Raw genomic sequence first — 18,395 nt, 5'->3', positions numbered from 1 at the left:
CGTCAGTTAGACGGGGATAGCCTGCGGACTGGTGAGTGCCGACACTGCCAGAATGAAACAGGAAGTAAGGTTCAAAGTCCAGCTTTGTATAAAGCTGGGTAGCTTTGGGTAAGTCTTATGTAACGGAAAAAACAGACCGCTGGTTGGCAAGGTAACGCCCTACCGTAAAATATAAACCATGTTTGTTGTACGAAAACAGTTTTTGGTCTTGGGAAACAGGACTTCTGCGTGGGTTCCCTACGAAGGGATAAAGGCTGCAAAGCTAGAGATGCAGTGTCAGACTCGGATCGTCTTCAGTGACGAATCTCAGTAATGAGATACCCAACGCCGTGCAACGGCAGATGATACACGAAGCCTACACGCTCACCGAAGGTCAGTGCTAGGTATTTCACTCTAGACTAACTATTCCAAGGAACACACAAAAATAATGCGAATTTTATTTGTATCCGCCGAAGCAGCACCCCTCGCCAAAGTTGGCGGCATGGGCGATGTCGTCGGCGCTTTGCCTAAGTTTTTGCGGCGCATGGGACACGATGTCCGCATCTTCATGCCCTACTACGGCTTCGTTCCCGACAAAATGGACGTTCCCAAAAAACCTGTTTGGAATGGGGCGGCCATGTTCCAAAATTTCTCAGTCTTTGAAAGTGTTTTGGCGGGAACCGATGTACCTTTATACTTATTGCAACATCCATCTTTCTTGCCGCGCCGCGTTTACGGCGGCGTAGATGAAGATTGGAGGTTCACTTTTTTTGCTAATGCTGCCGCTGAATTTGCCTGGAATTACTGGAAACCCCAAATTATCCACTGTCACGACTGGCACACGGGGATGATACCTGTTTGGATGAAGCCTGACCCCGATATCAGCACGGTTTTTACTATTCACAATTTAGCTTATCAAGGGCCGTGGCGCTGGCGTTTGGAACAGATGACTTGGTGCCCCTGGTATATGCAAGGTCACAATACAATGGCTGCTGCAGTACAGTTTGCCGATCGCGTAAATACAGTTTCGCCAACCTACGCCGAGCAAATAAAAACCCCAGCTTACGGCGAAACTTTGGAAGGTTTGCTGTCTTACATTGGCGGTAAAGTATCGGGAATTTTGAACGGAATTGATACAGAATCTTACAACCCAGCAACTGACAAGTACCTCCATCAACAATTCAGTGTTGATACGCTAGAAAAGCGCCCAGCTAACAAAATTGCGCTGCAAGAAGAAGTCGGTTTGGAAGTGAATAAAGGTGCCTTTTTAATGGGCATGGTGACGCGGCTGGTAGAACAGAAGGGATTGGATTTGATCATTCAAATGCTCGATCGCTTCATGGCCTATACCGACGCTCAGTTTATTGTACTCGGAACGGGCGATCGCTACTACGAAACCCAACTCTGGCAAATGACAGCCCGCTATCCCGGTCGGATGTCCACCCAATTACTCTACAACGACGCGCTCTCCCGGCGCATTTACGCAGGCTGCGACACCTTCCTGATGCCCAGCCGTTTCGAGCCCTGCGGCATCAGTCAAATGCTCGCCCTCCGCTACGGCTGCGTCCCAATGGTGCGCCGCACCGGCGGTTTAGTCGATACCGTTTCCCACAACGACCCAATTAATGATACCGGTACAGGTTACTGCTTCGATCGCTACGAGCCCCTCGACTTGTTCACCTGCATGATCCGAACATGGGAAGGTTTCCGCTACAAAGATAAGTGGAAAGAACTTCAACAGCGCGGCATGAGAGAAGATTTTGGCTGGGATATTTCTGCCAAGAAATATGTCAATTTGTACAGCGATATTTTGGGGATATCGCCCGAAGACAATGCACCGGAACCAGAACCCGAATTGAGCGGTGGTAAGGGTTAATTGGTAATGGGTAAGTTGACAGTTGACAGTTGACAGTTGGCTGTTGACTGTTGGCTGTTGGCTGTTGTTCTTTGTTATTTGTTATTTGTTATTTGTTATTTGTTCTTTGTTATTTGTTAGTTTTTGGCTCCAATGCCCGATGCCCAATCCCTCCGCTTCGCTCCGCCCAATCCCTCCGCTTCGCTCCGCCCAATGCCCAATGCCCGATGCCCTGTTTGCCCGATGCCCTGTTTGCCCGATGCCCAATCCCTCCGCTTCGCTCCGCCCAATGCCCAATTAATCAACAAATAAATCGAGAGGTAAATGGCCGTAAGTCCCGCTAACTCCATCTTCAGAAGAAAATTGACACGACACTAAAACTCCTCGGTAAGTTCCCGGATAACCATCAACATAATAGGAACCCTTCAAAGTATTGAACTTAATATAAACCGAACCGGTAAAGGTCGAACCAGTATTTGGATCTAAAACAGCTTGATATCCGAAAGCTTTCAAATAAGTTTCTAAAGCTAAAAAACCCTCATCCGTCGAAGCAGCGCAAACTCCCAGCATTTGATAATCCGACAAACTTGCTACCAGCAAAATCGCTTGACGCAACGCCTGTTTTTCCAGCGGCGACGCTACAGATTGCATATCCAGACAAGTAAAATCTTTGAGGATTTGCTGTGCTGCTTCAACAGTCAGGGTAGTCGGGTTTTGAGTAGACATGAATTGCTCTGATATTTACCAAAAGTACGATCGACACTCGGGCACTCGTCAACGGATTTCTGCCATTGCAACCCTCGATCGACGGCGGTAACACTCGCGCCAGCCCCGATTATAGCCTAATTGTGGATCGGGAAATCATTTTGGGCGATCGGCCTACTGCCTCGCACAATCTACCTAGATTCCCAAAAAATATCACAAAAATGTCAACTTAGCTGAATTTGCCTCTATTAAGAGTATAGACAAAAAGCACACAAATTAGTAAATAAATTATGAAGTTAGAGCAATTATCGAAAGACCTAAAACTTGTGAGGAAATTTATTTTTAGGCTACTAAAGAAAGCCAAACCCCTCTACTTATTCCTAATATTTAGCATCTGTATAGGTATTTCTGGCTGGACAGTAGAATCTAATTTCATCAAAATTCCTTTAATCGGCTTTCACGACATTGTAGACACTCGCAATCCCGCCCAAGTGCCACCAAAGCGCCTTGCTTTTTCCATAGACTACACCAAACAAGATTTTTCAGTATTTTTAGAATATATAATGAAAGAAAACTATTGGTTATTATCATCTCAAGACCTGTACATATACTTTATCAAAAAGTCCCAGCCAATACCACCTCAAAGATTGGGTCAAAAACCGATTATGATCTCCTTTGATGACGGGTATAAAGGCGTTCATGTAAATGCACTTCCCGTCTTAGAAAAACTTTCAGCAGTCCACCAGAAAAAAGGCAAATTTGTGTTATTTGTCAATCCTCAGTTCTTAGGTGTGGATATGGGTAAGAAATTCATAGCCCACGCTAGTTGCAATGATTTAAGATACGGATATAAACAAGGTTTTTATGACGTTCAATCTCACGGTTTTTCTCACAAAAACTTCACTCAAATTAGCGCAAAAGAATTAGAATTTGAAATTGCCCAATCTAAGTCTGAATTGATAAAATGTATGGGAGATTTGGACAAAAATAAGATTATTGGCGCTCACATAGCTTATCCCTACGGCGCATCAAACAGACAAGTGGAAAAGATTTTGCCTAAATATCATTTAACTGGTTTTTTGTACAATGACAATTTCTTCAGAGCAAACAGACTCAAAAATAACTACCGCATTTCTCGCATCACTGTGGATAAATATATGTCGCAGCAAGGTTTAATTCAGATTGCTAAAAAAGCTTCTACTCTCAGAAAGAAAGAGTAGCTTTAAGTAGCATTTTATTGTGGTTTATTTCCTTAATTTTGCTCGTTTATCCGCAAGTTGGGGAGGCGCGCGCCATTGTGCGATCGTGCAAAAAAGCTAGTAGCTGTTACTGATATTTGCACGTTTAGATCAGTCCGCGTTTTTTGAGCTTTGCTAGCGCATCTTCTGCCGCATTTTTCTCAGCATCTTTCTTGCTTTTGCCTTTCCCTTCTCCATAGCATTTCTCTGCAACATAAACCTTAGCGAGAAATTTGGGCTGGTGGGGCGTACCTCCTTCTTGGACTGTGACGTATTTGGGCGGAGTCGCTTCACCGTTGGCTTGTACCCACTCCTGAAATCGGTTTTTCGAGTCTACAGTCGATCGCGTTTCCACAACATTTTCGGGAACAGAATCAAACATTTGCCACACAAACTCGCGAACTTTGTCCATATCTTCCGTGTCCAGATAGTAAGCGCCAATGAATGCTTCAAAGGTGCTGCTGAGCAAATTTGGATTAGTAATCCCACCTTCTCGATAAGCTCCTTTGCCGAGTCGCATTTTTAAGTCTAAACTGATTTCAGTAGCAAATCTGGCTAATTGTCTTTCATCTACTAATGCAGAACGCCGGCGAGTCATTTCGTCTTCTCCCATTTCAGGGTGGCGCTGATAGAGATATTCGCCACTGAGAAAAGTCAGCAAAGCATCGCCGAGAAATTCTAAGCGTTCGTTGTCTTCTTCGCGGAATGTGGGGTTTTCGTTGACGTAGGAACGGTGGGTTAGGGCTTGGCGCAGCAGTTTTTCATTGTTGAATTCGGGAATGGTTATTTCGAGTTCTTGTGTTTGATTAATCGGGCGCATGGGAGTTTGGTAATTGTTATTGCTTTTGGAGTTGGGTGTTGTTATGTTGGCAGACATGAAGGAGCCGCAAATAGCGGTTGCTTTGGAGCATCTAGTTTATCAAATAAACTGGATTTTTGCTATCTGCGGCCGGGTTGATTTTAACAGATATTGGGCAGTTTTAGTATTACCCGGTTAGTCCGTCAGTCCGCCAGGGGTTAAAACCCCTGGCTCATAGCTAAAGTCCTCTTAAGAGGACTGAAGATTGTGTTTTTTAACTGTCTGTCAGTCGGTTTTAACCGACTTTAGCTATTAGACAGGGAATTCATTCCCTGGCGGACTGTGCAACTTTATGCAGATAATTGATCTGCTTTTCTTGATAACTCTTTTTGATTTTTAAGTTGTGGCTTCAATCCTGCACACAAATGAGACAATTCGTCTACATAATGAAAGTTATCCTCACCAACGAGGTTAATCAGTTTTTGGCTGGCACTTTTACGCCGTGCAAAAACGATGACTGTTATACCCAAAGCCTTCAAAACGGTGATTAAACCTGCAAAGTCCCTATCTCCTAAGACTAGGATAATTATGTCCAGAGAAGGCTTCATTGCCACTCGTTTGATACAGTCAAACACCAATTGTTTATCTGCACTGTTTTTACCATCGGGGACATCAACGCCTTTAAAACCCTGCTTTTCTAGCCGAGTATTGTGGGTATCTTGATTTTCTTTCTGCGAATTGTAGTAACTTTTAGGCGGTTCTAAACGTCCTTGTGATTTGGCAAAAGCCAGCAGTAATTCAGCTTGATTTGGCTTTAAGTAGACGTTCTGAGAATCCAAAAACATGGCAACTCGCTGAGACTTGCTTTTTTGTTTGCCTGCGGTTCGATGATTGTCCGTCATTTGATTGTGTCCTACAAAGAGGTTGACTGGACAGCCTCGACGTATCGCGCATCTAGCATTAATGGAAAGTTGCTTGTGGATTTGCTCAAAAATGAGCATCTCAGCACAGGACAATCTGTTACCACAAAACACTGTAATTTTGTTGGGATTTGATTAGCGTCTTAGCTACAGGGCTTACAGAACTCAAAGGAGTTTAGTAGCACACCGTTGAAGGGAAATCTAACTCAATGATGTTTCGATTTTGTCAAGCTTGTATCAAACTTGTTAAAACGACATTAGACGTTCTTTCCGCTCAACGGGGTGCTAGAAACTCCTTTGAGTTCTATAAACCCTGTAGCTAAGACGACTCAATCAACATTCCTTAATTTTGAATGCGATATTTTGTTTTAGCTGTGCTTTGAGCATGGCATTTTAATTATGGGATGTCAAGTATTCGGTAAAAATTATTTTTCTGACATCTTTATATATATCTGAATGGGGTTTCCGCCCACCTGATATCGCCAGTTACGCACCCTCAGAAACCGGGTTTCTACCAGTTTTTGGCGACGAGTCACGATAAATATCCCAAGAAACCCGGTTTCTCGCCCCCCATGTGCGATCGCCCTTTGAGATTTTCACCCACCCGATACCGCCAGTTACGCACCCTCAGAAACCCGGTTTATACCAGTTTTTGGCGGCGAGTCACGAGAAATATCCCAAGAAACCCGGTTTCTCGCCCCCCATCTGCGATCGCCCACAAGCCCCTCTCCCCGTGGGCCCATCCCGCTTATCGCCAGCATTTGAAAACTAAATGTAAAAATATGTTGCAATGTTTCTACTGTTGTGTTAAGTTTAGTTACATAAGGTTGAAATTAAACGAGGTATCCGATCGTGCAAAACAAAGACGCAAAAGTAGGCTTCACTGAGTTCGCTGAAACCTGGAACGGTCGTTTGGCAATGCTAGGTTTTGCGATCGGCTTAGCTACCGAACTCCTCACCGGTCAAGGCATTCTCTCTCAAATCGGTTTGATGTAATCAGCTTAACTCCATAAAATAGCTGTAATTTGTGGGGATCGACCCCCTTGACAAGTGCGATCGCCCCGCCCGCTAATAAGTCCCCTTCATTGATAACGAAGGGGATTTTGCATTTTTTATCAAAAATTAAAACCGATGGTACTATCATTTTTTTCGTCTGAATATTTATCCTCACTAAGCAATTCCTACCGAACCCAACATCCTCGATTTAGGAGTAAAAGCCGGAAGCTTCACTAAACCCTCCCGTTGGCGAGACCGCAGACTGTTATTTAAAATCATCTCCGACAGATCCGGCATTTCTTGCCAGCAGTGGGAGCAGAACCAGTAAATGCGATTGTGGCGAGCGTGGCGGAGCAGTGTAGAAGAACAACAAGGGCAACTATTCATGATATTTTAAACCTTATTTAAGACGTGGAGCGATCGGCAATTCATTGCAGAGATTCACGAATGGAGGCGGATATTAATTTCAGACACAACAAATTTTTTTTTCACTCACAACTTTGAGTGTCTCGTAAGTACCACTTTTGAAGACTCAGCAGTAACATCACAATCAGAAGCTGAACCATCCAAGGCGCGACAGAAAAACCCCAAAGAAAACAACCTAGTCCGGCCACAGCCACAAGTACAAAAATATCTTGAGAGGTTTGCCAGTAAATCCAGACGGCTGCCAGAGAAACTATCAGTAGTAAAATGTAAGCTGAGGGCATAGTCGTCTTCTCCAAAGGTGTCTGCCAACTGTCAGGAGCGATCCCCGACCATGTACTAAAACTAAAACTAAAAACTGAAGAACTTATGAAGATGAGCAAATTGTTACAAAAAGCAAAATACTCCTGCTAATTATTATTTATCCGATCGCTCAGCAGGAGTAATTATTTTAAAGGCTAAAGAATTCAATAGGGGCGATCGACCTATGCTTCCTCCCAGCCCAAAGCTTGAGCCACCATAGCAGCCAAAACCATCGGTTCAAAAGGCTTAGCAATCACACTGACAACGCCTAAATCTGCGAACATTCGCCTGTCGCTAGCGAGAGCCTTAGCCGTCAATAAAATTACTGGAATGTGCCGCGTAGCATCATTAGCTTGTAACTGTTTAAAAGTAGTAGGCCCGTCTTGATCCGGCATCATCACGTCCAAGAGAATAGCATCAGGCTGTTCTGCAAGAGCCTTAGCCACGCCCTCGCGGCCAGAACTCGCCGTCAGGACTTCCCAGCCGCCTACTACCTCAAGACTCACTTGAGCCACTTCCCGAATATCTTCCGCATCGTCAATTACCAAGATGCGCTTGGCATTCAAAATTAACATTTTTTTTAACAATCAGAACTTATTCTCAGATTAAAGGCGAAATGTGAATGTTTGGTAAAGCAAAGTGTTTTGCCAGATCGAACTTTACACTAAATTTTTAAAACAGTAAAATCTTTCCACCCTAAAAATCGGCTTTTTGACCTCAAATCCCGATTTTAGGCCGTTCCGGCGCATCTATCCTAGCAAAAATGACAATCTTGGACCCACTGCAATTACCAAATAAACCTGGTTTTTTTAATATAACTTTGCCGGCCTTAGCTGTAATATCCTATCCGGTCAATTGACAGCACTAAGATTGGTTCGATCGTTCGGACTTTAGTCCGAAAAAGCTGCGGACTTTAGTTCACACTACGAACCTTGCTGCAAGTAAATCTAAAATCAAAAACTTGTACGCTCGCGACTTGTCCGCTGGCGTAGCCTAAGCAAGCCGAAGTATCTAAAATCTAAAATCGAATACCTTCTGCCTTCCCTTAACTTTGCCCTTCTCCGAGAATTGGCAGACTTAAGAAAAAAGTGCTGCCCTCATCCAAAACACTCTCTACCCAAATCCTGCCCCCGTGCTGCTGTACGATACTGCGACAAATAGCCAGCCCCAAACCAGTACCTCCTTTCTGGCGAGAATCAGAACCATCCACCTGTTGAAAGCGTTCAAAGATGATCTCTAGCTTGTCTGCCGGAATGCCCCGCCCTCGGTCTTTGACAGCAATCACGATAGACGAACTCACGGACGACAAGTGCGGATTGGTGGCGACAGCATGAGGAGAGGATAGCGACTTCAAGTCCGATCGGGCTGTCAAATCCCGATCGTGCATCAACTCCCCGCTCAGCCAAACCGTAGCCCCTGACGGAGAAAATTTAATAGCATTGCTGAGCAAATTTGTCAAGGCTTGAATTAGCCGATCGGGCACAGCCCGCAACAGAGCTTCCACAGGCCTGACGGACAAAATAACTCCCGCCTGTAGCGCCATGCCCTGCATCTCGTCAGTCGCCTGCAACATCAGCTCAGCAACATTGCAAGTTTGTTTGACGGCAGTGCTGTAACTCGACTCCATGCGCTCTAAATCGAGAATGTCGTTGATCAAGCGCACCAAGCGGTCAGTATTAGTGACAGCAATTTCCAGCATCCGCTTGGCTTTGTGAGGGTGAACGTCAAGCAAACCGCTGTTGAGGAGGCCTAGAGCGCCGTGAATCGAAGTCATCGGTGTCCGCAGTTCGTGGCTGACAACGGAGATGAATTCATCTTTCATGCGCTCGACGGCAAGCCGATCGGTGATATCTTTAAAAGTCACCACGGCTCCAATAATTTGGCCTTGTTCTCGCATCGGAGCGACAACGTACTCCACCGGAAAAGTGCTGCCGTCAACCCGCCAAAAAACTTCATCATTAACGCGCCGAACCTCTCCGTCTGCTAAGGTGTCTAAAATTTGAGAACTTACCCGCAAGGGCAGTTTTCCCGTTGGCGCGGCGGCGCAGTCGGCGACAAGTTCAGAAGTAGAATTGATGACAGTTGCAGGCGACAAAAGCTCGATCGCCCGCGAGCATTCTTCGTGAGAACGGTTTATGGTTTCATAGAGCGGTCGATCGATCCATTCCTTCGAGTCGCAGCCGGCCATTCTCACCGCCGCCGGATTGACAAAAGTTACTTTTCCCTGTTTGTTCAACCCGCAAATGCCTTCCCCGGCGGAGAACAAAATCATTTCTGTTTGGTGGCGGAGTTGTTCTAGGGCTTTTTCAACTCGCTTGCTGTCGCTGATGTCGCGAGCGATTGTCGAAACCCCCGTCACCATTCCTTTAGCGTCTTTAATCGGAGAAATCGTCAGGGACACATCTATCTGTTCGCCGTTTTTGTGTAAGTGTACGGTTTCGTAATGGTCGATAGTGGTTCCAGCCCGAATATTTTCCAGAATTTGGGGCATTTCCTTGGGGCGTTCGGGTATTGCTAAAATTTCGATCGACTTCCCCTTGACTTCCGCCGCACAGTAGCCGTAAATCTTCTGGGCTCCTGCATTCCAGCTCTGAATTGTCCCGGCGAGGGTTTTGCCGACGATCCCGTCGTCAGAGGACTCGACAATGGACGCTAAGCGGACGAGTTCATCTCTAGCTTGCTTGTATTCGGTGATGTCGCGACCCAAAATCACGATACTTTTGCGTCTGCCGTCAGGGTGAAATAGGGGTACTTTAATCACGTCGTAGATTTTCACAGTACCGTTCGATTGGGGAATCACTTCTTCACCCCTAGAAAGCATACCTTTTTCCCACGCGGCTCGATCGCTCACCTCGCACGCCTGTAGCGCCTCCAGATAAAAAGGGCTGAGTTTTCCTAGCTGAGAATCTGTCAGGCCACGGTATTCATCTGCTGATAGCTCGAACAATTCCAGTATTGCTTGATTTGCCTCCTGCCATCTGCTTTCGCCATCTTTGAAGCAGACAATATCTGGCATGGCATTCATCAGCAAGTCGAGATAGAGGTTTTCTCGCAGTGCAGCTTCTGCCTCGGCCCGCTTAGCGATTTCCTGTTGCAGGTTTTTGTTGGCCGTTTGCAGCGAATCAATTAACAAACTTTCGCTAACAGTGCGTTGTTTAATTATTTCTTGGAGTCTGTGGACTTCTAGCGACAGCTTCCTGCGGGCCAACAAATTCTCTACCCGCAAGTGCAGTTGGGCGGCCTCTACGGGAGTTACGATTAAATCGTCAATTCGGCGATCGAGTTTTTGTGTTTGCTGCCCAAAAGGCGGCTCGGTGAGGGCGGGGGTTTGGGATGTGCCCAGGAGCAAAAACGGTAAAAATATCGGCTCGGCGGCTGTTTTTAATGCTTCTATCAGCGGCCCGAGGCGATCGAAATTTGCCTCGTCGAGAATGCACAAGTCAAAAGCAATTTTAGGAATGTGAACTTCTGAGTTTGGTTCGCAAGTGCGATCGGGTACGATCACCTCATGTTGGGTGTTGAGGTGTGCGATCGGCAAATTAGGTTGTTGGTGGCGATCGACCAAGAGCAAAATGCGGTTCATTAATTTGATTTATTTCCTCATAAATAATGATTTAATTTCATGTGAATTCACTTACTATCTGGTTTGTGGTGAGGACTGAAGTCCTCGGAAAATGCAGGACTAAAGTCCGAACGATCGAACCTCTTTTCTAGCTGGTTTGTGGTGAGGACTGAAGTCCTCGGAAAATACAGGACTAAAGTCCGAACGATCGAACCTCTTTTTTAGCGATCGACCTACCGGACACAATCAAACATAATCTGACTACTGACTACTGACTACTGACTACTGGCTACTGACTACTGACTACTGGCTACTGACTACTGACTACTGACTACTGACTACTGACTACTGACTACTGACTACTGACTACTAACTAATGACTCTTTACGGCATTCCGATCGCAATCAAAGAATCGAACGGCATACAACTAGAATAACGCTCCCCTTCCGATAAAACCGCAATCAGCTTCATTTGCCAGTCTGGCATAATTTGCAAATCCGCCCAGGGCACTGCTATCTCCAAACATTTATCCAGTCCCACTTGGGTTCTGCTGATGCGGGGATGCCACTCATCGCCCTCTCCTGCTTCTTGAAACCAAATCGATTTCGTCAGCAAATTAATCTCTAACTGATGGTGGAACCGATAGTTGAGCGGTGCTTCGTCGGGCCAACCCGACAGTGGGATCGGACTGTTGTGCATCGTGCGATCGGGATAATACCAGAACAAGTTTAACTGCGGCGGGCAATCAATACCCGGCCGCACCCCAGCATTGAAGTCGGCGCGCAGGTAAAAATTCAAGTGATCGACTCCGTACCAAAGCCGCTGAATTGCCGAACTCCGATGCATTGTACCCCTTGCTCCCCCAATTTCAATGCGGCCGGCTTTGTCCCAATCCTGTTCGTTGCCGATACCGTCGATAATCGGGTGAATAAAGCTCAGCGGCTCGCGATCGCCAGCCGCGTGATGCGCCTCTACTTGCCGCCGCACTTCCGGGGGTACAGCCTCGCCGAGAGCTTCGTAAATTGCTGCTACGTGTTCGCGGAATAACTGATCGAACATAGCATCTTGATTTGACGTGTGGCCTTCGCCAAACCACCAAAACCAGTCGGAACCTTCGGCCGCATAAAGCGCTTCCCAAGCTTCGGGATTGCTTTCTTCCGTGGCTTCTGGATGGTTGGCCAGTATTTGTCTCGCGGCCCCTAACAAGTCCCAAGCGCGATTTTTCGCGGGATCGCCGATCCAAGTTGTCAGGGAACCGTCTACCCAGGAACCTGTGTGCAGTTGGGCTGCGGGTATTGTTTCGGTGGCTGGGAATTTGTCGAGAAATTCCGAAACTGTGACTAATTTGATATCTGGATTGTCGCTGAGAGTTTGATAAAGTGATTCTAAGAACGGTTTGCCGTCTTCGGGATAGAATTCCCAGCAATTTTCGCCGTCTAGGGCGATCGTCACCAACCACGGATTTTCTAAAGCTGTTTCGCCACTTGACTGTCGGTGTTTGAGAGTTCTGCCGATCGCCTCCAAGTGTCCCACCAAATCTGACGCTGCTTTCTTCGGTTCCATAGAACCGTAGGTAAACCCGATCAAATCAGACAATCTGTGGTCTCGAAATACGATCGCCAAATCACCATCAGGAGTTTCTAAACGATAAGGGCGATACAACAATTCTGGCTCGTAAACATTCCCCGCCCCATCCCGGTTAAAAAACTGTTTAATTGTCCACCCCAATACTGCCTCATCCGAGACAATCCATTTAAAACCTTGTTTAGCAATGTAGGGCAAAATTTCCGGGCTAACCGCCTGTTCCGACGGCCACAAACCGCGCGGTTGGCAATCAAACCTTTCTTGATACATTTCCCAGGATTTTCTCAAGTGTCTGGGAATATCTTCTGCCCACTGGAACCGATGTTTTGGCAGCGTCATGTTAGGAATAGCTACGCGGCCGCTGTTGGTGTCGGCAAGCAGCGGTAAAATCGGGTGCGTGTAGGGGGTTGTGGAGACTTCCAATTGTCCCTGGGCTTGCATTTTACGGTGCTGGGGAATGATTTTTGACAGTATTTCTTTTTGTTTTGCGTAGATGTTTTTTCTGTCTGCCAAGCGAAAACCTTGTCCTTGTTTCAGCCACCCGGCAATCTCGGGGTCATCCCAAAACAGCGGATCGATCCAAGCTAAATTGTGCCACGCCAGCAAGTCGCCAAAATCCTGGACAGTCCAGTTTTCCAAGCACCACTGAATGCCTTTTTCCTGTCGCTGAGTGTAGAGTTGAGCGTACCGGGGATGGGGCTGAATCAGGGTGTGGTAGTTGGCATCAAAGAAGTGTTCTAAAACAAACTCTTTTTCTTCGATGTTTAAATCATTGGCTCGCTTGAGAGTTACCGCCAAGTAAGGGTCTAATGCTTTGTCTGCGATGCAGTCTTCTATCTGCAAAATTAAGGACGGAACCAGGTTTACTGTTTGATGCAGTTTGGGATATTTTGCCAGAATTAGCACTAAATCCAAATAGTCTTTGACTCCGTGCAGGCGCACCCAAGGCAGTCGGTATTGAGCCTCTTTTGCTGTAGCGGATACTCGGGATTTATACAGCGGTTGGTGTTGGTGCCAAATGAAGGCTACGTAAAGGGGGTGAGACATCGAATTTGGTAATGGGTAGTTGGCGATCGATCATTAGTAATTAATAATTATAATTTGTAATTTTAATTTTGGTGTTGCAGATCCAAGGTTGAAGGCAAAAATAGCGATCGGCTTGTCGGTCAATAACGGATAGCAAATCCAGACAATTAGTAATTTGTCATTGGTCATTAGTTAGTAGGTCAATTTTACACCAATGGCACTCCATCGCAGACTAGATTAAAAGCATCTGCGTCCATCAGTGTTTATCCGCTGGCAATCTGCGGTTAACAGAGCGATCGAAGATTTATGCAAGAGATCTTTTCTAAGGACTAATGACTAAGGACTAAGGACTAATGACTAATGACCGGAAATTTGGGTACAAGCCCCTTCTTCAGTGGACGGCTTTAATTATATTTTTTGAAAAAGCATCTGGACGTTTGCTCATGGCTATGGTGTAATAATCAGGTAGGAGGACAGAGCAAATGTTTCATTTAACCTAGGAATTTAAACTTAAACCAACAACAGGACAGATAGCAATCTTTCAGGATTGGCTAGAGCAATGCCGTCGTGTGTATAACTACGCATTGGCAGAGCGCAAGCATTGGTTTGAGTCTCGTAGCTGTCGAATTCACGCTTGCTCTATCCGATCTGAGTTCATCATTCCAGCCGAAACGAAACGACCAACTTATGCAAGCCCGTGCAAAAGTTTAACTACGGTAAGAGCAAACATACCCGCTTTGGCTGCCGTTACCGTACAGGTTCTACAACAGACACTAAAAAGACTTGAAAAAGCTTTCGTAATTATGTGGGAACAAAAGCACGGTTTCCCTCATTTCAAGAAAAAAAGAAAAATGCGATCGTTTGTGTTCCCAAAATTGGGGATTAACCCCGTTCCAAATCAAGCGGTGAATCTGCCTAAAATTGGTTTAGTTAAGCTTGCATCAATCACGTCCTATCCCTTGATGGTACAACGATTAAGCAAGCAAGGATAATTCGTAGGCTGAGCGGTTGGTGCGCGCTCTTAACCCTACAATGGGACGTTTCAATGCCCGATATAATGCCTCACGGTGAAGGGGTCGGGATTGATGTTGGACTCACTAATTTTTTAGGAAATTCTAACGGTCTTTTAGTTAAGCGCCCAAGATTTTTTAAAGATGCAGAATGCCAGCTTAAATTGCTGCAACAACGTCTCATTAGGACAAAACTAGGCTCGAACAATTGGCGTAAAGCTATGAAAAAAGTGGGACAATTGCACGAGTATGTTGCTAACGTCAGAAAAGATTGGCATCGAAAATTATCGCATCAAATCTGCAAAGACCTGGGGATGATTTTCGTCAAGAATCTAAATCTGATTTGGCTGTCTAGGGCGATGCTAGGGAAACATTGCTTAGACGCAGGTTGGGGTCAGTTCTTCACTATCCCAGAGCAAACTTGCTTGAAATATGGCGTTTACTTTCAGAAGGTAAACGCCAATAAAACTAGCCAGATTTGTCCAGATTGCGGTGTTGAAACAGGCAAAAAAGAGCTTGATGAGCGTACTCATAATTGCTCAAATTGCGGTTATACAACCGACAGAAATGTCGCAGTCGCTCAAGTAGTTCTAGTCATAGGACTTGCAGCCCTAGGGTATACCGCCTGTGATGCTTGCTGAGGGTAAATTCATTGGAATCCCTGCGAATCAAGAATCCCCACGCCTGATAGCTGGGGAGTGTCAATAATTACATTACCTGTTCGACTTCGGCGATTTCTGGAATTGCTTCGCGCAGGCGGCGTTCAATACCCATTCTCAGAGTCATTGTGGAACTCGGACAAGAGCCGCAAGCTCCTTGCAGTCTCAAGTGTACTACCGGGCCGTCGATTTCTACGAGTTCGACGTTGCCGCCGTCGGAAATCAGGTAGGGACGCAGTTCATCGAGAACTGTTTCCACGTTATCTCTGGTTAGTGCTAGTGTCGTCATAGTTTGCCTCTGAAATAATTTCTTGATATTGGGTTTATTCGATCGTAGCCTGAGTTGCTGCCAAATCCAGCCGTCTTGGACGCGCAACTTCGATTTTTAGGGTGGGCGACGGGCCGCGCACCCCAGTCTGTAAGATTAAACTACTGCTGGTTGCAGCAGTTTGATGTTGGAATAGTTAAATTCGGTTGTTGTCAGTTGACCTTTTTCTTTCGATCGCACTACTTGCTTCGTCATGACATAATAGTCGTCTATTTTGTCAAAGGTATCTTCAAATTCTAGTTCTTTGATGATTTCGTTGGTTTCGGGGTTGCGGAAAACCGCATCGTAGTGGCTAGCCAAAGAACCTTCGGGAGTCTCCAAGCTTTTGTGCGTGTCAATGACGAAAGCCATGCGGCCCATCACCCGGCTGACTTGACAAATTGACAGACCTCGGATTTTATAATTCGAGCCCATTGAGTCGCCTTTCACTAGAATATCCACAGCCTCGCTGCTGTCCTTCTCGCCGAGGGTGAAGCTATTTTTGCCGTGAGATTGTTCAAATGATGAGCGCTTGCGGTGGGTCACAATGTCCCGCATTTGGGTGTAAACGCTCTGCTTCACTTCCTCGTCTGCAATACCGCTGACTTCTACGCTCATGTCTGGTTTGATGGAAACATGGCCCGTATATACTTCGTCGCCTTGTTTGAGTTCAATATCGGCACTGTAGCCGGGAAAGTTCGCATCCCAGGTGTAGCGGTGTTCGTAAGCAGCGCGAAACAAATCGCGAGCGTTGGCTTGCTCTGACATAAATTCCTCTTTGTGTTGACACCCATCTAGTTTAGCTTAAGGGCCGGCTGGCCCCACATTCAGCGCATAGGCGGTTTCCCGACTCTCGCACTAGCACTTCTTGAGGTTGCTGCTGCAATCTTGATTTGAGCGCAACAAAAATTTACTTTTTTTGTCGGTTGCTACGATCGAAAATAAACTTAAAACATAGCTGGTTGTTGAGTTCGCGATCGATCGCGATACACTAATCTTAGTTATGGGTGATCTTGAAAAAAACTTTAGTCTGCTTGATAGAAGTTACACCTGTGACAACTATTAGATTCTCCCCATTAATAAAATGCTAGAAATAGTTTACAAATACTTAAAAAAGTTGCAGGAACAAGCTAGCGAATTGCCGCCCCCACAACAGGCTATTTTCACAAAAACTGTAGAAAATTTATCCAATTGTTTGCAGGAAGTGGCAGCCAGCATCCAGTTAGAAAACGCGAGCGATAACGAGGCCAAGCTGGTTGAACTAGAAAAAAACAATCGCCTCTTGGAACGCACAGTAGCGCAGCAAGCAACGCAAATCAGACAGCTACAAGAGCAGTTAGAAAAAGAAATGAGACAGCACCGCAGGGACAATCAAGCATTAACTAAAAGCGAAGCCAAGGTGCAAGCTATCCTGCGGAATTCTCCCGATATCATTAGTATTATCGGCTCCGACGGGGGAGTCCGATACCACAGCGGAGCTCTGCAGCGGGTTTTGGGTTACAACTCCGAAGAAAGAATTGGTAAGTTTCACGGCGAGTTAATCCATCCAGACGATTTACTGGCTTGGCAGACCTATTTTGGCAAATTGCTACAAGAGCCGGGAATTGCCGGGCCGATCGAATATCGGAAACGCCACGCTGACGGTTCTTGGATCTGCATGGAGGCGACAGGTAATAGTTTGGTTCACGATTCTAGCGTGCAGGGAATTATAATTAACTCGCGGGAAATCCGAGAGCGCAAGCAAGCAGAAATCGCACTCCGAGAGTCGGAATCGCACTACTTAGTTATGTCGAAAATCACTTCGGATTTTGCCTATTCTTTTAAGGCACTCCCAGACGGCAAGTTTGTGGGCGAGTGGGCTACAGAAGCTTTTGAGCGCTTCACGGGCGTGCTTCCTGAAGAATTAGAATCGTTTGGTTGGTGGAATTCCCAACTCGTTCATCCCGATGACAAGGAAAGGTTAATTAAACAGTTAGAAGGTTGTAGTTTCAGCCACACGGGAGCAAACGAGTACCGAATTGTTAATAAAAAAGGCGAGGTGCACTGGGTGCGCGATTGCTGGCAAGCGGTTTGGGACAAAGCTGAAGGGCGGGTTGTTCGTTTGTGGGGCGCTTGTCAGGAAATTACCGATCGCAAGCAAGTAGAATTGAAACTGCAACTCGCGAACGAATTAATGATAGCGCAGGTGGCATCAGCACCGATAGCGATTAATTGTACCGGCAATGATGGCCGTACTATTATCTGGAACCGTGCCGCCGAAAAACTTTTTGGCTGGACTGCGGCGGAGGCTTTGGGGCAACCTTTACCGAATATTCTTCAAGGACAAAAGCAGAATTTTTCCGCGCTACTGACATCGGCGCGTAATGGCTTACTGCACAAAGGTTTGGAAGTGTGTTTGTTGAAAAAGGACGGTAGTTCGATCGATGTTTGGCTTTGGGCGGCACCGGTGCGAGGTGCTGGCGGCGAAACCATTGGCATTATCAACATATTTTCTGACTTTTCAGAACGCAACCACATAAAGGAGGAACGCCAAAAACTAGCAGCGATCAAAAATATGAAAGAACCTTTTTGGGCGCGCTATGTCAGCCCTCCCGAAACTACAAAGAAAAAGGGCGATTCTTAGTTCCATCAAGCAGAGTTTAAAGATATTAAAGGTGCGAAATTACAATCTTCGCATAGCAATATCATTGGGATAAAATAATGCTTACAAGTTTGTAGCGAGGACTTTAGTCCTCTGAGCTTTATCAATACTTCGGACAGTTTTTAAGCAGCAAGAGTACCATAGGATAGGACTGACGAGAGGTTAGGGTGATTTAAAATCAAGTTAGGGTCTAAATCTAACTTGTTAATAAAGGTGTAAAGTAGATGGCTATTAAATTCTAAGCGTTTGTAAGATGCCATGGAAAACACAAAGGGAGCCGGAGATGAATGACGATTATAAGCTTCATATTTTGCCAAATTTAAAGCAATGAGACTGGAGTTAAAATGAAAATCAAGCCGTTGACTACCACGACATTGGCAGTCGGATA

The 18,395-nt window shown here is 45.8% G+C and carries 17 protein-coding genes and 1 pseudogene; 6 read left to right on the top strand and 12 right to left on the bottom strand.

Annotation, left to right across the window (positions count from 1 at the left end; translation table 11 throughout):
* The first annotated feature begins 427 nt into the window (after positions 1-427).
* Positions 428-1,855, top strand: a complete 1,428-nt coding sequence (gene glgA / locus IQ263_RS24190; RefSeq protein WP_194070674.1) for a glycogen synthase GlgA — start codon at positions 428-430, stop codon at positions 1,853-1,855.
* Between the two features lie 116 nt (positions 1,856-1,971).
* On the opposite strand, the gene IQ263_RS24185 is transcribed toward glgA, so the two are convergent.
* Positions 1,972-2,139, bottom strand: a complete 168-nt coding sequence (locus tag IQ263_RS24185; protein ID WP_194070673.1) for a hypothetical protein — start codon at positions 2,137-2,139, stop codon at positions 1,972-1,974.
* A complete protein-coding gene (locus IQ263_RS24180) occupies positions 2,132-2,560 on the bottom strand; it encodes a DUF1824 family protein (protein ID WP_194070672.1) in 429 nt (142 codons plus the stop codon). Before IQ263_RS24180 ends, IQ263_RS24185 begins: the two co-directional genes overlap by 8 nt.
* 269 nt (positions 2,561-2,829) lie before the next feature.
* On the opposite strand from IQ263_RS24180, the gene IQ263_RS24175 reads away from it, so the two are divergent.
* Complete coding sequence (locus IQ263_RS24175; RefSeq protein WP_194070671.1) at positions 2,830-3,759, top strand: polysaccharide deacetylase family protein; 930 nt, start codon at positions 2,830-2,832, stop codon at positions 3,757-3,759.
* Positions 3,760-3,883: 124 nt separating this feature from the next.
* On the opposite strand, the gene rnc is transcribed toward IQ263_RS24175, so the two are convergent.
* The gene (gene rnc, locus IQ263_RS24170) at positions 3,884-4,654 is read right to left on the bottom strand and encodes a ribonuclease III (RefSeq protein ID WP_333194971.1); all 771 of its coding nucleotides are present in this window, start codon (positions 4,652-4,654) and stop codon (positions 3,884-3,886) included.
* Positions 4,655-4,926: 272 nt separating this feature from the next.
* A complete protein-coding gene (locus IQ263_RS24165; protein ID WP_194070670.1) occupies positions 4,927-5,577 on the bottom strand; it encodes an NYN domain-containing protein in 651 nt (216 codons plus the stop codon).
* 771 nt (positions 5,578-6,348) lie between these two features.
* Here IQ263_RS24165 and IQ263_RS24160 point away from each other — a divergent pair.
* Complete coding sequence (locus tag IQ263_RS24160) at positions 6,349-6,492, top strand: chlorophyll a/b-binding protein (RefSeq protein WP_194070669.1); 144 nt, start codon at positions 6,349-6,351, stop codon at positions 6,490-6,492.
* Between the two features lie 174 nt (positions 6,493-6,666).
* Here IQ263_RS24160 and IQ263_RS24155 read toward each other — a convergent pair whose 3' ends face one another.
* From IQ263_RS24155 to IQ263_RS24135, 5 genes are all read right to left on the bottom strand, one after another.
* Entirely contained in the window at positions 6,667-6,879 is a 213-nt protein-coding gene (locus IQ263_RS24155; RefSeq protein ID WP_194070668.1) for a hypothetical protein, read from the bottom strand.
* A 101-nt stretch (positions 6,880-6,980) separates the two neighbouring features.
* Complete coding sequence (locus IQ263_RS24150; RefSeq protein WP_194070667.1) at positions 6,981-7,199, bottom strand: hypothetical protein; 219 nt, start codon at positions 7,197-7,199, stop codon at positions 6,981-6,983.
* Positions 7,200-7,400: 201 nt separating this feature from the next.
* Positions 7,401-7,793, bottom strand: coding sequence for a response regulator (locus IQ263_RS24145; protein WP_194070666.1), 393 nt, complete (start codon positions 7,791-7,793; stop codon positions 7,401-7,403).
* Between the two features lie 470 nt (positions 7,794-8,263).
* Positions 8,264-10,801: a PAS domain S-box protein gene (locus IQ263_RS24140; protein ID WP_194070665.1), complete on the bottom strand. Its 2,538-nt coding sequence runs from the start codon at positions 10,799-10,801 to the stop codon at positions 8,264-8,266.
* Positions 10,802-11,164: 363 nt separating this feature from the next.
* Positions 11,165-13,411 carry a glycoside hydrolase family 57 protein gene (locus IQ263_RS24135; RefSeq protein WP_194070664.1) on the bottom strand — a complete coding sequence of 749 codons (2,247 nt, stop codon included), beginning with the start codon at positions 13,409-13,411 and terminating at the stop codon, positions 11,165-11,167.
* 563 nt (positions 13,412-13,974) lie between these two features.
* On the opposite strand from IQ263_RS24135, the gene IQ263_RS30020 reads away from it, so the two are divergent.
* Together IQ263_RS30020 and IQ263_RS30015 are read left to right on the top strand one after the other, a co-directional pair.
* Entirely contained in the window at positions 13,975-14,382 is a 408-nt protein-coding gene (locus tag IQ263_RS30020) for a hypothetical protein (protein ID WP_255515924.1), read from the top strand.
* Complete coding sequence (locus IQ263_RS30015) at positions 14,331-15,041, top strand: RNA-guided endonuclease InsQ/TnpB family protein (protein WP_333294414.1); 711 nt, start codon at positions 14,331-14,333, stop codon at positions 15,039-15,041. The genes IQ263_RS30020 and IQ263_RS30015 overlap by 52 nt, the downstream gene beginning before the upstream one ends.
* Before the next feature lie 67 nt (positions 15,042-15,108).
* Here the strand turns inward: IQ263_RS30015 and IQ263_RS24125 are convergent, their stop codons facing one another.
* Positions 15,109-15,348, bottom strand: a complete 240-nt coding sequence (locus IQ263_RS24125; protein WP_194012902.1) for a NifU family protein — start codon at positions 15,346-15,348, stop codon at positions 15,109-15,111.
* Positions 15,349-15,483: 135 nt separating this feature from the next.
* Positions 15,484-16,134: a DUF3386 domain-containing protein gene (locus IQ263_RS24120; RefSeq protein ID WP_194070663.1), complete on the bottom strand. Its 651-nt coding sequence runs from the start codon at positions 16,132-16,134 to the stop codon at positions 15,484-15,486.
* A gap of 316 nt (positions 16,135-16,450) precedes the next feature.
* Here IQ263_RS24120 and IQ263_RS24115 point away from each other — a divergent pair, with 316 nt between their 5' ends.
* Positions 16,451-17,989, top strand: a complete 1,539-nt coding sequence (locus IQ263_RS24115; RefSeq protein WP_194070662.1) for a PAS domain S-box protein — start codon at positions 16,451-16,453, stop codon at positions 17,987-17,989.
* A gap of 140 nt (positions 17,990-18,129) precedes the next feature.
* On the opposite strand, the pseudogene IQ263_RS28895 reads toward IQ263_RS24115, so the two are convergent.
* A pseudogene (locus tag IQ263_RS28895) lies at positions 18,130-18,395 on the bottom strand (transposase); the annotation flags it as partial.

It is taken from the genome of Tychonema sp. LEGE 06208 (assembly GCF_015207505.1).
In the GTDB taxonomy this organism is placed as follows: domain Bacteria; phylum Cyanobacteriota; class Cyanobacteriia; order Cyanobacteriales; family Microcoleaceae; genus Microcoleus.
This window is presented reverse-complemented; position numbering and strand designations above follow the sequence as displayed.

Excerpts from the sequence above, each read along its gene's own strand:
- IQ263_RS24155 (WP_194070668.1), bottom strand. The coding sequence starts at position 6,879 with ATGAATAGTTGCCCTTGTTGTTCTTCTACACTGCTCCGCCACGCTCGC.
- IQ263_RS24180 (WP_194070672.1), bottom strand. The coding sequence starts at position 2,560 with ATGTCTACTCAAAACCCGACTACCCTGACTGTTGAAGCAGCACAGCAA.
- IQ263_RS24115 (WP_194070662.1), top strand. The coding sequence starts at position 16,451 with ATGCTAGAAATAGTTTACAAATACTTAAAAAAGTTGCAGGAACAAGCT.
- IQ263_RS24175 (WP_194070671.1), top strand. The coding sequence starts at position 2,830 with ATGAAGTTAGAGCAATTATCGAAAGACCTAAAACTTGTGAGGAAATTT.
- IQ263_RS24135 (WP_194070664.1), bottom strand. The coding sequence starts at position 13,411 with ATGTCTCACCCCCTTTACGTAGCCTTCATTTGGCACCAACACCAACCG.
- IQ263_RS24120 (WP_194070663.1), bottom strand. The coding sequence starts at position 16,134 with ATGTCAGAGCAAGCCAACGCTCGCGATTTGTTTCGCGCTGCTTACGAA.
- IQ263_RS24145 (WP_194070666.1), bottom strand. The coding sequence starts at position 7,793 with ATGTTAATTTTGAATGCCAAGCGCATCTTGGTAATTGACGATGCGGAA.
- IQ263_RS24165 (WP_194070670.1), bottom strand. The coding sequence starts at position 5,577 with ATGCTCATTTTTGAGCAAATCCACAAGCAACTTTCCATTAATGCTAGA.
- glgA (WP_194070674.1), top strand. The coding sequence starts at position 428 with ATGCGAATTTTATTTGTATCCGCCGAAGCAGCACCCCTCGCCAAAGTT.
- IQ263_RS24140 (WP_194070665.1), bottom strand. The coding sequence starts at position 10,801 with ATGAACCGCATTTTGCTCTTGGTCGATCGCCACCAACAACCTAATTTG.
- IQ263_RS24125 (WP_194012902.1), bottom strand. The coding sequence starts at position 15,348 with ATGACGACACTAGCACTAACCAGAGATAACGTGGAAACAGTTCTCGAT.
- IQ263_RS24150 (WP_194070667.1), bottom strand. The coding sequence starts at position 7,199 with ATGCCCTCAGCTTACATTTTACTACTGATAGTTTCTCTGGCAGCCGTC.
- rnc (WP_333194971.1), bottom strand. The coding sequence starts at position 4,654 with ATGTCTGCCAACATAACAACACCCAACTCCAAAAGCAATAACAATTAC.